This is a genomic window from Actinopolymorpha pittospori (assembly GCF_014873875.1).
Classification (GTDB): Bacteria; Actinomycetota; Actinomycetes; order Propionibacteriales; family Actinopolymorphaceae; genus Actinopolymorpha; species Actinopolymorpha pittospori.
In genome coordinates, this window is sequence record NZ_JADBEM010000001.1 from 7,266,791 (window position 1) to 7,280,311 (window position 13,521).

The window sequence follows — 13,521 nt, forward strand, 5'->3', positions numbered from 1 at the left end:
CGCTTTGACCGCTGTTCACCGCCGCTCACCAGCTTCATCTCAGCGAACGGCCACCATCCCCTCCAAAGGGACCGGCGGCCGTTTACTTTTGCGGCCGAACGTTCCCTTCGTCGTGGCGGTGGGCGCCTCGGTGCCGGTCAGTCGCTGACATGGGCGGTGTTGTCGAGCCAGTGCTGGGCGAGGTCGGTGTCGCCGTCGACGCTGATGTTGGTGGCTTCGCGGTCGGTGAGAGGGAGTCGTCGGGTCAGGGCCAGCAGCAGCGATCGTGCCGGGCCGGTCACCGTCACATCGGCCTGCTGGGTTCCCGGCTGCCACGTCGCTCCGTCAGGCCGCCGTTCGACGAGCCAAGCGCCCGCGTCGTCCGCGGTGTCGGTGGCCAGCCACTGCAGGGTCTGCCCGGTGCCCCGGATGGCGTGGGCGGACTCCGACCGCAGCATCTCCCACGTGGGGGAGGTGAGCATCGCGAGGTGGTTGCTGATGAGCGCGGCCGCGATGTCGGCGTCGACGTCGGCCGGTCGGTCCGCCGCGATGGCTGCGTCAAAGCCGTGGACGACCGTCTCGTTGAGGACGCTGGTCATCCAGAATCGCGTCCCGGACCGCTCGTCCCCCGCGGCGTTGAACACCGGCGCGTCGAGCGCGTCATCGGAGCAGGCGCTCGCGACCCGCTGCGCAGACTCCGACAGCCACGCTTGCCACTCGCGGGGGTCGGTGGGGAGTACGGCCATCTCCGTGGGCAGCTGTGTGGGGTCGGTGATGCGCCGCTCGATGATCTCCGCGACCCAGTGCTGGGTCTGGCCCACGTGCTCGACCAGGTCGGTGATGGTCCACTTCGGGGTTGTCGGCACGGCGGCGTCAGGTCCGGCCGCGGCGGCTGATTCCGCCAGGTGTCGGGTGTGTTCGACGATCGCTCGCCGGGCATGGTCCGCGTTCAGCTCGGTCATTGGATTGTCCTTCACCTAGGTTCGTTGTGCTGTAACTGACTCCGCGTGCCGGTCGAACTCATCGGTGGCCTGTGGATCGGCGTGTCAGGCGGCGGCGCCCGTGAATGTCATGCCGAGAGCTGAGACGGCCGGCGATCACGCCGATCGCACCGACGATGAGCGAGAAGATCAGGACCAGCGCAATAGCCTGGTGGTCCTGTCCTTCCGTGATTGCCATTGCTATGAGCGAGGCGATGACGACAGTTGCCCACGGTGCGCTGGACCGAGCCAGGTCCCGTAGGTCGATCCGGACCGTCCATGGCTTCCTCGCGGCCGCTTGATGCGTCGATGTGCCTGGGTTCCCTCCGCTGGTGTGGCTGGGGAGATCAGCAAGTAGACGACCGAGGTCGCCTGTCCTGCGGGCAGTCAGTGCTGCGCCCAGGCGCTCAGTGAACTCGTCCTCGGTGAGCCGGCCGTACGCGTAGTGCTCACGCAGCAGTTCGGCACAGTGGTGACGCTCCTCGTCACCCACGCGGTAGCCCGCGGTCCCACCTGTCGTGCCCATGGCCGAACCTCCGTCAGACCAGGCTAGCCGTGCGCTTGGCCGCAACAGTTTGCCACTGAACCGACGGGAGCTGGACGCGTTCGTGATCTGGTGCTACTACACCAACCCCGTGCTGATCGGACCCCGCGGCGGGATGTGGGCGGAGGGCGTCACAGCGGATTAGTAGTCACGCAGCTCTGTCCCCTGTACTCAGTTCTTGGAACCGTCGACCGGCCGGACCGCGCTGGCCACGGTCGCTTTGACCGCTGTTCACCGCCGCTCATTAGCTTTGTCTCAGCGAACGGCCACCATCCCCTCTAAAGGGACCGGTGGCCGTTTACTTTTGCGCGCAGGGGTCACACACCGGCAGCTTCGGCCCGCGCCCGTATCTCCACCGCCGTCTCAAGCATCTGCCGAGTGCTGACAAACCAGTCCTGCAGATTCAGATCCACAATCAGCTCGTCCGCGCCCGACTCCGCCGCCGTGTGGATGTCGTCCATGATCTGGTCGAGAGTGCCGATGAACGCCGACCGGTCAGCTCCAGCCGGACGGTCGGTGAAGGTGACGTTTCCCACCACGACCATCTCCATCCGGCTCGCGTCCCGGCCGTACTCAGAAGCCATTTCCCGGATACGGTCCCAGTTCGCGCGCAGTTCTGCGGCTCCGGCCGGCCCGGGCGTGGTGAGGAGCGGCATCCAACCGTCCGCGCGTTTGGCAACGCGTTCGACGGCCTTGGAACTGCCGCGGCCCACGTTGATGCCACCGCCGGCCAGCACCACGGGGATTTTCGAAACGGGCTTGGGAAGGACCGTGGCGTTGTCGATGATGACGCGAGGACTGCGGAAGTTCACCGGGTCCGGCCCCCACACGGCCTCGAAGACGTCCAGCGTCTCGTCGAGGAAGCGGCCGCGGTCCGCTCGGGTGGCGCCAGTGGCCTGGAGTTCGTCGGTGGCCCAGCCGGTGCTTACACCTGCGATCATCCGGCCGCCGCTGATCTGGTCGATCGTGGCCAGCTGCTTCGCCAGCTGGACGGGTGTGTGGAGTGCGGCGATCAGAACGGCGGTACCCAGGCGCACCTGTTCGGTCACCACCGCCGCTGCCGTGAGGACGGCCAGAGGGTCGGCGGCCTGCCGCGAGGTTTCCGGCCACGGCACGTTCGGCAGATCGGCGTAGGACTCGACGGGCGTCTCCGGGAAGAGCAACCGTTCGTACGTCCACAAACTGGCATACCCGGCCGCTTCGGCCGTTCTGGCTGCTTCGACCAGGTCGTGTCGCAGGTCCACTCCCAGTCGCTGGGGCAGACGAAGTCCGAGTTTCACTGCATCTCCGATGAGTCGTTCCGGGAAGTGTGTCGCTGTGGACCGTGGGTCCGACTTCCATGCTTCCCACCGATCGGCGTGCGGCGCCGCCCTCGTCCGGCCAGGAATCACTCACATCTGGACAGGGCCGCGACCCGGCAACGGCCATCGTGGCGAAGCACTCCGCGACGCTCCCGCAGCGGGCGGCGCGAAGATCACCGCCCCGCGCGGCTTCAAGGACGGGAACACCGCGCCTGAACACCATCGCTGGGAGGCGGACACCCCGCCTCCCAGCGACAGCTGACACCTCACAGCCTGAAGGCTGACGCCGGGGGTTATCCGGGCTGGTCCGACGCCTCGATCGCGGCCAGGTCGACCAGCTGGTAACCAGCTTTGGTCTCGACGTAGTAGAGCCGCTCGTCGCCCATCAGCCGGAAGCCGCCTCCGTCCAGGGCGGCGACTCGACCGGCTTTCCCGCTCTCGATGTCGTAGATGATGGACCTCGTCCTGTCCTCGAGATGGACTAAACCTCGATCCGTGGACCCGCTGAGTTGATGGTCTTGGTTTTGGGTGGGTCGTGGTTGGTGGTGGGTGGGCAGGCCGGGATTGCTGGTCTGCCCAGCTTTCCTTTGGTCTCCGGTCGGGCCTTGGTGGCGGGTGGCTAGTTTTAGGCGACGTGTGGTGGCCCGGTTGCGGGGCGGAACACGTTGTGCCAGAGGGTGTTCCACTGTTCCGCCCAGGGCCAGTGCTCGGGCAGGTGTAGGACGGTGCGGCGCTGTGGGTGGGCGATTCTGGCGGGGACGGTGACGATCTGACGGCGCAGCGTCGCGCCGCGGGCGGCGGCGTGGCGGGGGCTGGTGAGGGTGCCGGCGGCGCGGAGCAGGTTGTGGGTGATGGCTGCGCAGATCGCCCAGGCGCTGTTGGCGGCGAACCGGCCTGAGGGTAGGTGAGCCAAGGGTCCGTCGATCAGGTCGGCGAACACGGTTTCGATGATCGCGTGCCGGCGGTGGGTGATGTCAGCCTGCGCGGTGGGTTCGGTGTTGTTGGTGAAGAACGGGTGGTGACGCCATACCGGGAACAGCTCCTGATCGCCGGCCTGGTCGTGGGCTCGGTCCCGGACCCTGCGCACGACCAGCCGGGCGGTGACCGGGTGTTTGGTGGAGGTGAACGCGGTGAACTCCGTCTCGGCGACCTCGGCGTCGGAGATCAACTCACCGGTGTCGGGATCGGTGACCGCGCCGGGGTAGTGCACCGGGGTCCAGGCGTCGTCGGGGATGGAGGCGATCGCAGCGGTCACTGCCGGGTTCTTGGTCAGCACCACCGAGAACCGCGCCCCTGCTTTCACACACGCGGCGACCACGGCGTGGTTGCCATACGCCGAGTCGCCCCGCATCAGGATTTCGCCGGCCGCCCCGGCGGCGCGGGTGGTGGCGATCGCTTCGGCCACCATGCTCGCCGCACCTTTCCCAGACCCGGCCCGTCCGGCGCGGAGCCGGATCCCGGCCACCACCGGCGCGCCCTGGCTGGTGCTGATCGTGGTCGCCAGCGGTGACAAGCCCCGGCGCAGCACCTGCCGGCCGGCGATCTTGGTGTGCCCGAAGCTCGCGCCCTGCTTGGCGTGCCCATAGACCGGGCGTAGGAGTGAGTCGATGTCGATGAACGCCTGGGTCTCGATGCCGGGCAGCAGCCCGCTGGCCTGGACAAGGTTGACCAGATGAGCCCGCGCGACCGACGCCAACTGCATGCAGTGGCCGTGGGTGAACTCCCGCAGAAACTGGCCAAGCGTCGCCGGCGCATACACCCCGCCGAACAGCCGGCGCATCCCACCAGAGCGGATCACATCCAGATCATCGATACAGTCCGCGCCGGCAGCCATCCCCGCGATGATCGAGGTGAGCTTGCCCGCCGGGTTGGCCGCTGCCGACCTCACCGTCGTGGTCCGGATCGCGACCCGCTCGTCCACCAGCTCCGACAGGCCCGCCCGCTCGGCCAACGCCATCACCGGCACCAGGCCCGCACACGACACCAGGTTCTGATCATCGAACACCGGCGTGGCTCGCGACCACCCGTACGGTAGTTTCACTCTCAGTGCCTTTTGGATCGGGTTGGATCAGGACCTAGACACTCCAGATTCTCCCGATCCAGAAGGCATTTCTTCTACTCCGACCCGCCGACGATCAGCCATCAGTCCACGGATCGAGGCTAAACGATCCCGGGTCGGCTGGATGCCGTACTCCGTCGAGCCGATCATTCCGCCGATCTCGCGCCGGCCCGTGCCGTCGCGGCGTTGCACGAAGCCGCTGTCGTTCATGGAACCGACGCACCACTGCACGCGGCAGGTCCAACTTCCGTCACGCGCGGCGGCAGTTCGTTCCTCCCCGGTCTCCAGGTTCCGCAGGGTGCGGTAGTCGAGCGCGTCGGGCGCCTCGCCGGAGTAGGACTCGAGCTTCGGGACCGGGCTGCCCACCCATGGATACTGCACGAGGCCGAACTTCTGGGTCCCGTCGATCAGTTTCGCCTCCCCACCGGACAGGGGCGCCTGGTAGACACCGCCGTCCCTGAGAGACCAGAAGACCTTCTGACCGCTGATCGCGATCGCCATCTGTTGCACACCACTGCCGGAGTTCACCTTGCCGACGCGGTAGGCGGCACCGCCCGCGAGCGGAGCCCCCCAGACCTCGGTGACCGGCTTGCCCTCGTCGACACCGGAGGTCCACCACACCACATGGCCCTCGCCGACGGTGAAGTTCGACGCGAAGATCGTCGTGTTCTTCGACTTACGCACCGTGGTGACCTTGCGGGCGGTCTTGTCGGTGAGGTCGTAGGCCCAGAGTTCGCCGGCGTTCTCGAAGCCGGCGTCGATCGAGACCAGCACCGTGTGGTCGTCGGCCATGGTCTGCGGGCGGAACTTCTCACCGCCCGGAAGACGGTTGGGGATGTTGTGCACGGCGTCGGGCCAGAGCTTCTCGATCGGCTCGACGGGCACGCCAACACCCTTCGGACCGGGCTCCGTGGAACGCTCGGTGGACGGGCCGGCCGGCGCCAGCGTCGCGCTCTGTCCGGACGGCTGGCTCAGTCCGAGCGCGACCGCCGAACCGGCCACCACCGCGAGGACGGCCGCACCCGCGAGGGCGACCTGCGCGCGCTGCCGGCGACGGCGGCTCCGGCGTTCCAGCTGGTCGAGGAGTCCGGGTTCGGGTGTCGGCGCGCGGCCGGCCGCCGCCTCGAGTGTCCGGACAAGTTGGTGTTCGACCTGTCGTGTCATCGGAGCTGTCCCTCCTTCATGCCGGCGTCGGCGAGTTCGGCGGTCTCCAGGAAGCGGAACCGCAGCTTCTCCAGGGCGCGGGCCGCCTGGCTGCGTACCGTTCCGCGGGAGATGTTGAGGATCCCCGCGATCTCCTCGTCAGTGAGGCATTCGTAGTAGCGCAACACCACGACGGCACGCTGTCGTCGCGGCAGCGCGGTCAACGCTTCCCACATGGCATCGCGTAGCTCGACCGTCTCGCCGGAGTTGTCAACGTAGGCCTGCTCGGGCGTGGCGGCGACGAGCTTCTCGCGTCGCCTGCGCCGCCAGATGCTGACGTGGAGTCTGGCCATCGTCGTGCGTACGAACGCTTCGGGTTCACGTTTGTTGTGGACCCGGTGCCAGGACGTACGCAGCCGTACGAGCGCCTCCTGCATCAGGTCGGCGGCATCGTGGGGGTTCCCGGTCAGCACGTATCCGTAGCGAAGCAACGCCTGCGCCCGGGTTGCCACGAACACCTCGTAGCTACCTATCTCGTCATCCACGGCGTCCCTTTCTACGCCCGAGACGCCGAACCCCCCGCAACTGTTGCATCCGCTTCTTCGAGGAACTTCGCCCCGGATGTCAGTGGAGGTCGGCGAAGAAGTTCAGCCGGGCCGCCATCGCGGCGAAGACGTCGTCGGGTACCTGGTCGACGACGCTGAGGACGTGGTCGATGGTCCAGCCGAGGCGGAGGACGTTGGAGGTCACCATCGAGCGCCGCACCACGTCGAGGTCGCCGTTCCAGCCGGCCGCGGTCAGGGCGTCGCAGTACGCCGACCGCAGGGCCCGCCAGATCTCGCTCGGTGAGGTGCCCGGGCCGACGCTGTCCAGGGCGAGATGGCCGACGTCGTGCCCGACCGGACCCCAGCCCACGTACGCCCAGTCGATGATGACGACCTCCTCCCCGACCGTGCCGATGTTGGATTGGTGGAAGTCGTAGTGGGTCAGGACCCGCGGGAGGTCCCGGAGTTGGTGCCGGATCCGTATCGGGTCGGTGACGCGGGCCGCGACGAGGTCCCGCAGCGCCGGGTCCAGGCCCCGTTCGATCGCGATCGGCCAGGCGGGATGGGCGAGCGTGCGCTCGTTGTCCAGCCCGCGGCGGCGTACGTGGGTGGGGATCCAGTCATCGGACAGCCAGCTGTGTTTGGTGTCGATGTGGGCGACCTGCCAGTGCGCGAGCCCCCGCACTGCGCGTTCGCAGACGGGCAGGTCAGCGGGGACGTCGACGGACTCCAGCCACAGGTCGCGGCACTCGTCGTGGTCGTCGATGGCGTAGCAGCGCGCCGCCCGTACGCCGGCGCCCCACCCGGACGTGGCGAGGTCGGAGTCGTAGAACGCCGCCTCGCGCCCCCACCACTGCGGGTCCTCCGGCGCGACCTGGCACCGCCACACGTCGCTGGTACCGAGGTAGCCGGCACCGGTCCGTTTCACCCAGGCGCTGCGCGGACCTGAACCGCCTGCCCGGTCGGCCGTGACGGTCCAGATGCCTCCGTTGGGAAAACCGCTGTCGTGGCCGAACCGTTCGACCACCCATCCGGTGTCCGACGCGGCGCCGGACAGACCCTCCAGTACCTGCTCGGGTGGGCTCGACCGGAGCGGACCGAACCGAGGTCGTTGCGGAGGTTCGGCGAGCCGCGGGTCGTGATCGGGTGCGTCCATGGCGCCCAAGCCTGGCACGCCAAGCCCGGCCCCGGCACAAGGCGTTCGACGCTAGGACACGACCTAGTCACCAGGTGCGGCGAGCACGTGGCGGTCCCGGCTGGCCGGTATCCCGACGACCAACTGGAGGACCATCAGCGCACCCAGGCCGAGCAGGGGAACACCCCATCCGTGGGTGAGGGTGTGCAGCGCGCCGAGGCCGATCGGGCCGAGACCGGCGAACAGGTAGCCGAACCCCTGCGCCATCGTCGACACCTGCCCGGTGTGGTGGGTGTCGGGCGAGCGCCAGACGATGTAGCTCAGGGCGAGGCTGATGGCCGCGCCCTGCCCGAGCCCCAGAAGAGTCATCCACAGGTACGCCAACGAGACCGGGGCGATCGCGAGTCCCAGGTAGGCAAGTGCGCACAGGGTGACCGAGACGGCGACCGGGAGCCAGGTCGGGCGCATCCGCCTGGCCAGTGCCGGTGTCACCAGGGACGCGAGGATGCCGGGGAAGCTGGAGTAGGACAGCATCAGGCCGGCGTCGTGGGCGCTCATGCCGTGGTCCTGAAGCAGGGTGGGGACCCAGGTGAGCGTGGCGTAGTAGGCCAGGCTCTGCGTCCCCATCAAGGCGGTGACCGCGAGCGCGACCCGGTCGGTGAGGAGCGCGCGGAGCGACGGCTCGCCTGCCGTCGACGGCGCGTCGGCGACGTCGTGTCCCCTCGGTTGGTGTCCGGGAGCGCGCAGGGTCTGCGGCAGCCAGACCACGAACGCGACCAGCGCGGGGATCGCCCACAACGCCAGCGTCGTCCGCCAGTGGCCGCCGGTGACCGACTGGAGCGGCACGGTCAGCCCCGAACCCAGGGCGGCTCCGACGAACAGCGTCGTGGAGTACAGGCCCATCATCAGGCCAGCCCGGTGGGCGAAGTCGTTCTTGATCGCCGCCGGCATCAGCACGTTGGCGACGGCGATCGCGGCTCCGACGATGAGCGTGCCGGCGAACAGGCTGGTCAGGCTCGGCTGGAGGCGCAGGGCGATGCCCGCGCCGAGGGCCAGCATGGCGACGCCGAGTAGCCGGTGCATCCCGATCGCGCGGGTCAGGCGGGGGGTCACGAAGGCGAACGCGCCGAACGCCACGACCGGGATGGTGGTGAGCAGGCTGACCGTGCTCGAGGAGACTCGCAGGTCCTCCCGGATCGGGCCCAGGAGCGGGCCGACGGAGGCGACCCCGATGCGCAGGTTCAGTCCGATCAGCAGGAGACCGACGGCCAGCAAGGCGATCTTGACGGGGGTGCTGGTGGCGGCTGTGCGGGTCGCCGAGGTCACGGTCACCTGAGGTGTCCCCGCGTGCCGAGGTCGTCCGGGCCGGCGTGGTCAGAGCTGGCGTGGTCAGAGCTGGCGTGGTCAGAGCTGGCGTGGTCAAGGCTGGCCGGAGCGTGTTCGGGGCGCAGCGGGGGCAGGTCCGGGCGATGCATGCCCCCAGTTCACCGGTCGACCGGCCGGTATCCCACCGATAACGGGTCCTGTTATGCCCGAAACTCGCCAAGGTCCAAGACAGCCCTGTCCGTCGTACGTCGTAAGTCAGGTGACCTGGGCCGCGACGGTGCCGAAGCGCTGTTCGACACCTCGTAACCGCCCTGCTACCACAGGTATGCTGCCGGTAAATGACTGAAACCCGCCACACATCGTTGGAGGCCGAGCAGGTCCACCTGCTGGGTCACGACGAGCGGACGCCCACCCACTCCCACCCGCGCGGTCACCTGGTCTACCCGGCGCGGGGTGTGCTGGCGCTGGTCACCTCGGAAGGTTCGTGGATCGCCCCGTCGAACCGGATCGTGTGGATTCCCGCGGGTTACGCGCATCGGCACCGCGCCCACGGCGCGACCGACATGCGGGTCGTGTTCATGCCACCGGCGATGGCGACGTTGCTGCCTGCGCACCCGGCGGTGCTGGCGATGACCTCCCTCGCCCGGGAGGCGACCCTCGCCTTGACCGGACCGGAACGACGTACGGCACCGGTCCGGGCCCGGCTGCGTCGAGTGATCATCGACGACATCGTCGCGGCCCCCGAGCAGCCGCTGCACCTGCCCGAACCCCACGACGACCGGCTGCGCGCGCTGACGCGGCTGGTCGAGGACGACATGTCCAGCCCGGACACGCTCGCCGACCTGGGGCGGCGCGTCGGGGCGAGCGAACGCACCCTCAGCCGGCTGTTCCACGCCGAGACCGGCATGAGCTTTCGGCAGTGGCGGACCCAGCTGAGGATCCACCGGGCGCTCATCCTGCTCGCCGACGGTCTCAGCGTCATCGACACCGCGCTGGCGTGCGGGTGGGCGAACCCGAGTGCGTTCATCGACATCTTCACCGCGCACGTCGGGGAGACTCCGGGCCGTTACCAGCGTTCCGTCTCCGCCGTGACGCCGTCGTGAGCGACACGGGCACAGGGCCTGTCGGCACGGCTCCGACTCACGCGCGGACGGTTGTCCGTACTTTCTGAACGTTGGATGTGGCCGAAGCGATGATCCCGCCCGTCTTGGGGAGTCACTGCTTCGTCCGCCATCTACTCCCCCGGAGGTCCACGTGTCCGATGCACCGTCCCGCAAAGCGCTGTGGTCGGCTGCGCACGCCGAGCGCGCCACCCTGGCCGAGGATCTCGCGGAGCTGACCGAGGCGCAGTGGGCTCAACGGTCGCTGTGCGGGCGATGGACGATCGAGGAGGTCGTCGCCCACCTCACCGCGGCGGCGAACGTCAGCGCCGTCCGCTGGTTCGCCAGCGTGCTGGGCGCGCGGTTCGACTTCGACCTGCACAACGATCGGCGGCTCGCGGAGTACCGGGGAGCTGGTCCGGCGCAGACCCTCGAGCGGTTTCGTCGATCCGTCACCAACACCAAGTCGGCACCCGGACCCACTGCGGCCTGGCTTGGCGAGGTGATCGTGCACGCCCAGGACATCCGCCGTCCCCTCGGACTCCCCCGCACACCCGCGGTCGAGGCCGTCACCGCGGTGGCCTACTTCTACGCCCGTCGTGACTTCACCGTGGAGAGCCAGAGCACGATCAAGGGGCTCCGGCTCGAGGCGACCGATGGCCCCTTCGCGAGCGGGGAGGGTCCGCTGGTCAGCGGAACGACGGTGGCGCTGACCATGGCGATGGCCGGCCGCCGCGACTACTGCGACGACCTCACCGGTCCGGGCGTTCCGACCGTGCTCGCCCGCTGCGGTAAGGCGTCCGGCGAGTAGCAGGTACGCGGACCGCGGCCGTGAGCTGACCGCGCAGCGTGCGGGTTCGACCCCGCGTCCACGTGCTGAACCGTGCGAAGCTGGGGGGCGGATCGACCGCTGCGGATGATGGAGGACGGCTTGCCAGGTGAGATCTTCGTGCTGCCCAACGTGTACGGCTTGATCAAGCGTCGCGATGGAGGTGGTGTGCTGATCCAGCGACGGTGGAAGCCACAGACAGACCCTGGCAACCTCGGCAAGTGGGAGCTGCCAGGCGGCAAGTGGCGTGCCGGTGAGTCGGCACAGGACTGCTTGCGGCGCGAACTGCAGGAAGAGTGCGGCATCGAGGTCGCCTCGATCGAGGGCTTGTTCGCGCAGCACGAGCACCTGGGCCAGCGGGTCGAGACGTCTTCGCCGACGCTGGTGGTTCAGATGCTCATCGGGTCGGCCCCCTCGGTCCTGGTGGTGTACGCCGGCTACTCCGACGAGGAACCGGCCGCAGAAGGTGATGGCGCACGCGACGCCAACTTCATGGACCTCTCTGAGCTGAAGGGCGCCCTACGTGAGCATCCGGACACCTTCACCGCCCTGTCGTTCGCCGCGCTGACAGAGCTCCTGTCGCGAGATCTGCTGTAGTGAGTGAGCGAGGTTCGACGTGGCCAGGTTTGCGCCGAGGAGTCCGGGTGAGCTTGCGCCCTAGACCGGGGGTTCAGGGTCGTACTGGATGCCGCGGCGGACCTCGCGGGCTCGGTCCGCTCCAGCCAGCCTGGCGACCAGGTGGAGGGCCATGTCGATTCCGGCGGAGACGCCCGCGGACGTGACGATGTCCCCGTCGTCGACGAACCGGTCATCCGCCCTGACCTTGATGGTGGGGTCGAGTTCGGCGAGCCTGTCGATGGAGCCCCAGTGCGTGGTGGCCGGTCGCCCGGCGAGGATGCCGGCGGCGGCGTAGACGAGGGATCCGGTGCAGACGCTCGCCATCAGTGGCACACGCGCACGCTGCTCCCTGACCCAGGACAGCCGGGCCGGATCCTCGAGATGCGGGCGCGTACCGCGACCGCCGGGATAGATCAGGACGCCGAGTTCGGGCGAGTCCGCGAGGGTGTGGTCGGGGATGATGCGTAGCCCCTTCGCACATGTCACGGGTGCGGTCGACTCGGCGACCGTCACGACCTGCCAGCCGTCTTCGGGATGGTTGCGTGCCCAGAACGCGAGCACCTCCCACGGGCCGACCGCGTCGAGTTCCTCGACGCCTTCGAAGAGGAAGATTCCGATCGTGGTGGGTGCGCTCACAGGTGCCCTCAGTCCTTTCGTCCGGTCGCGGCGAGGCTGACGCCCCGACCGATCATGGCGAGTCCTCGAACATCCTGATCGAGGACAACCTCACGATCAATGGGATAACTGGTTCTACCGGACCCCCGTCCACCGCCTGGGCTGTCAAACTTCGACTGACACCGGAAGGCTCGTTGCTGGGTCCGGAGAGATGGGCCCATCAGCGTGGACAAGGTGGGCACACTCCCCACATGACGACAGCAGGCGGCGATCACATCAGTGCAGGTGGCGAGCTCCGGGTCCTCGTTGCGCCACAGCTGCTGGACTCCCGAATCGGAGAGGTTTGGCACAGCGGGTTGGTGGCCTCGAGAACGGTGGTGGCGATCGAACTCATCGTGGACTGCACTGCCGGACCGGCCACCTTCCTGGATGATCACACGCCTCTCAAGCCCGAGGTTTGGCTCTCGATCGACTCCGGCCACCGAGAGAAGCGGCTGCGGATGGGAGGAGAGGCCGCCAGTCGCAAGTTCGGTCACGCGACACGTGTCGCCATCTTGGAACCAGACGAGCTGGCCGGTGCATGCACGCTCCGCGTTGTCCAGGACGACCTAGGAGTCGACTACTCGGCCAGCTTCACGGTCTGAGGCGGCGCTTTCGCTACCGCGACGAGCCGTCGCTCATCTGGATGCCACCGGCGAAGTCGACGTCGACGCAGGCGAGTCGAGCGCCGGCCGTCCCGGCGTGGCCCGGCTCCGTACTGGTGTGGTGCTCATGGATCACCACCGATCTGGCCTGCCGCTCGCTGATCGGCCACGGCACCAGACTCGTCGCGATACCGGTACCGGTACGGCCGGTCGTGAAGTCGAGCCAGATCTCGTTGCGCGGGTTGGCGTAGTCCGGGTCCGTCGAGGGCTGGACGGGATCACGCCGCCATTGCACGTGCGGGCCCGCGTCGGCCGGATCCTCGCCGCACCGGTTCACGTGGACGTGTGCGCCGTAGTGGCGGCGGGGCACCAGGCCGTTCACGACCAGGAGCGTGGCGGTGCCGTGCGGGGACGAGACCGCGGCGACCGTGGCCCGGGAGCCGACCGGAACGAGCGTCTCGTCGTAGGTCAGTGCGGTGGCTCCGGAGTCCGCCGGTTCGAAGGTTCGGCTGGTGAAGATCGGGCGACCGAAGCTTCGCAGGACGGGCCGCTCAGGGGAGAGCAGGGCCGCCGCCTGACTGGTCACGGCTTGGTTCGCGGACGTCGTACCGACCGGTTGGCCGCCAACTGCCGGGCTGAGCAGGAACGGCGACGTCGCGAGCAGCATGACGGACAGCGCTGTAGACATCACGAGGCGGGTCAT

14 protein-coding genes are annotated in these 13,521 nt (G+C 68.5%); 4 read left to right on the top strand and 10 right to left on the bottom strand.

Annotated elements, in window-relative coordinates:
* Window positions 1–137: 137 nt before the first annotated feature.
* The 8 genes from HEB94_RS33850 to HEB94_RS33885 form a co-directional block, all read right to left on the bottom strand.
* Window positions 138–941, bottom strand: coding sequence for a maleylpyruvate isomerase family mycothiol-dependent enzyme (locus HEB94_RS33850; protein WP_192753600.1), 804 nt, complete (start codon window positions 939–941; stop codon window positions 138–140).
* A gap of 58 nt (window positions 942–999) precedes the next feature.
* Window positions 1,000–1,485 (bottom strand): DUF1707 SHOCT-like domain-containing protein, encoded by a 486-nt coding sequence (locus HEB94_RS54925; protein ID WP_420481553.1) that lies wholly within the window; start codon window positions 1,483–1,485, stop codon window positions 1,000–1,002.
* Window positions 1,486–1,820: 335 nt separating this feature from the next.
* Complete coding sequence (locus HEB94_RS33860) at window positions 1,821–2,783, bottom strand: TIGR03619 family F420-dependent LLM class oxidoreductase (RefSeq protein ID WP_192753602.1); 963 nt, start codon at window positions 2,781–2,783, stop codon at window positions 1,821–1,823.
* A 646-nt stretch (window positions 2,784–3,429) separates the two neighbouring features.
* Window positions 3,430–4,845, bottom strand: coding sequence for an IS1380 family transposase (locus HEB94_RS33865; protein ID WP_192753603.1), 1,416 nt, complete (start codon window positions 4,843–4,845; stop codon window positions 3,430–3,432).
* A gap of 27 nt (window positions 4,846–4,872) precedes the next feature.
* Window positions 4,873–6,027 (bottom strand): hypothetical protein, encoded by a 1,155-nt coding sequence (locus HEB94_RS33870; RefSeq protein WP_192753604.1) that lies wholly within the window; start codon window positions 6,025–6,027, stop codon window positions 4,873–4,875.
* The gene (locus tag HEB94_RS33875) at window positions 6,024–6,551 is read right to left on the bottom strand and encodes a SigE family RNA polymerase sigma factor (protein ID WP_192753605.1); all 528 of its coding nucleotides are present in this window, start codon (window positions 6,549–6,551) and stop codon (window positions 6,024–6,026) included. Before HEB94_RS33875 ends, HEB94_RS33870 begins: the two co-directional genes overlap by 4 nt.
* Window positions 6,552–6,630: 79 nt before the next feature.
* Window positions 6,631–7,707 carry a phosphotransferase gene (locus HEB94_RS33880; RefSeq protein ID WP_192753606.1) on the bottom strand — a complete coding sequence of 359 codons (1,077 nt, stop codon included), beginning with the start codon at window positions 7,705–7,707 and terminating at the stop codon, window positions 6,631–6,633.
* Between the two features lie 63 nt (window positions 7,708–7,770).
* Window positions 7,771–9,018, bottom strand: a complete 1,248-nt coding sequence (locus tag HEB94_RS33885) for an MFS transporter (RefSeq protein WP_192753607.1) — start codon at window positions 9,016–9,018, stop codon at window positions 7,771–7,773.
* A 332-nt stretch (window positions 9,019–9,350) separates the two neighbouring features.
* Between HEB94_RS33885 and HEB94_RS33890 the strand changes: the two genes are divergently transcribed.
* From HEB94_RS33890 to HEB94_RS33900, 3 genes are all read left to right on the top strand, one after another.
* Window positions 9,351–10,115, top strand: a complete 765-nt coding sequence (locus HEB94_RS33890) for an AraC family transcriptional regulator (protein ID WP_192753608.1) — start codon at window positions 9,351–9,353, stop codon at window positions 10,113–10,115.
* 151 nt (window positions 10,116–10,266) lie between these two features.
* Window positions 10,267–10,923: a maleylpyruvate isomerase family mycothiol-dependent enzyme gene (locus tag HEB94_RS33895; protein ID WP_192753609.1), complete on the top strand. Its 657-nt coding sequence runs from the start codon at window positions 10,267–10,269 to the stop codon at window positions 10,921–10,923.
* A 120-nt stretch (window positions 10,924–11,043) separates the two neighbouring features.
* Entirely contained in the window at window positions 11,044–11,538 is a 495-nt protein-coding gene (locus HEB94_RS33900) for an NUDIX hydrolase (protein WP_202896717.1), read from the top strand.
* A gap of 60 nt (window positions 11,539–11,598) precedes the next feature.
* On the opposite strand, the gene HEB94_RS33905 is transcribed toward HEB94_RS33900, so the two are convergent.
* Window positions 11,599–12,195, bottom strand: coding sequence for a DJ-1/PfpI family protein (locus HEB94_RS33905; RefSeq protein WP_192753610.1), 597 nt, complete (start codon window positions 12,193–12,195; stop codon window positions 11,599–11,601).
* Window positions 12,196–12,425: 230 nt separating this feature from the next.
* Here HEB94_RS33905 and HEB94_RS33910 point away from each other — a divergent pair, with 230 nt between their 5' ends.
* A complete protein-coding gene (locus tag HEB94_RS33910) occupies window positions 12,426–12,818 on the top strand; it encodes a hypothetical protein (protein WP_192753611.1) in 393 nt (130 codons plus the stop codon).
* 13 nt (window positions 12,819–12,831) lie between these two features.
* Here the strand turns inward: HEB94_RS33910 and HEB94_RS33915 are convergent, their stop codons facing one another.
* Entirely contained in the window at window positions 12,832–13,506 is a 675-nt protein-coding gene (locus HEB94_RS33915; RefSeq protein ID WP_192756836.1) for a superoxide dismutase, read from the bottom strand.
* Window positions 13,507–13,521: the final 15 nt, after the last annotated feature.

Coding starts and splice junctions, on each gene's coding strand:
- HEB94_RS33850 (WP_192753600.1), bottom strand. CDS start 941: ATGACCGAGCTGAACGCGGACCATGCCCGGCGAGCGATCGTCGAACAC.
- HEB94_RS54925 (WP_420481553.1), bottom strand. CDS start 1,485: ATGGGCACGACAGGTGGGACCGCGGGCTACCGCGTGGGTGACGAGGAG.
- HEB94_RS33910 (WP_192753611.1), top strand. CDS start 12,426: ATGACGACAGCAGGCGGCGATCACATCAGTGCAGGTGGCGAGCTCCGG.
- HEB94_RS33880 (WP_192753606.1), bottom strand. CDS start 7,707: ATGGACGCACCCGATCACGACCCGCGGCTCGCCGAACCTCCGCAACGA.
- HEB94_RS33890 (WP_192753608.1), top strand. CDS start 9,351: ATGACTGAAACCCGCCACACATCGTTGGAGGCCGAGCAGGTCCACCTG.
- HEB94_RS33870 (WP_192753604.1), bottom strand. CDS start 6,027: ATGACACGACAGGTCGAACACCAACTTGTCCGGACACTCGAGGCGGCG.
- HEB94_RS33915 (WP_192756836.1), bottom strand. CDS start 13,506: ATGTCTACAGCGCTGTCCGTCATGCTGCTCGCGACGTCGCCGTTCCTG.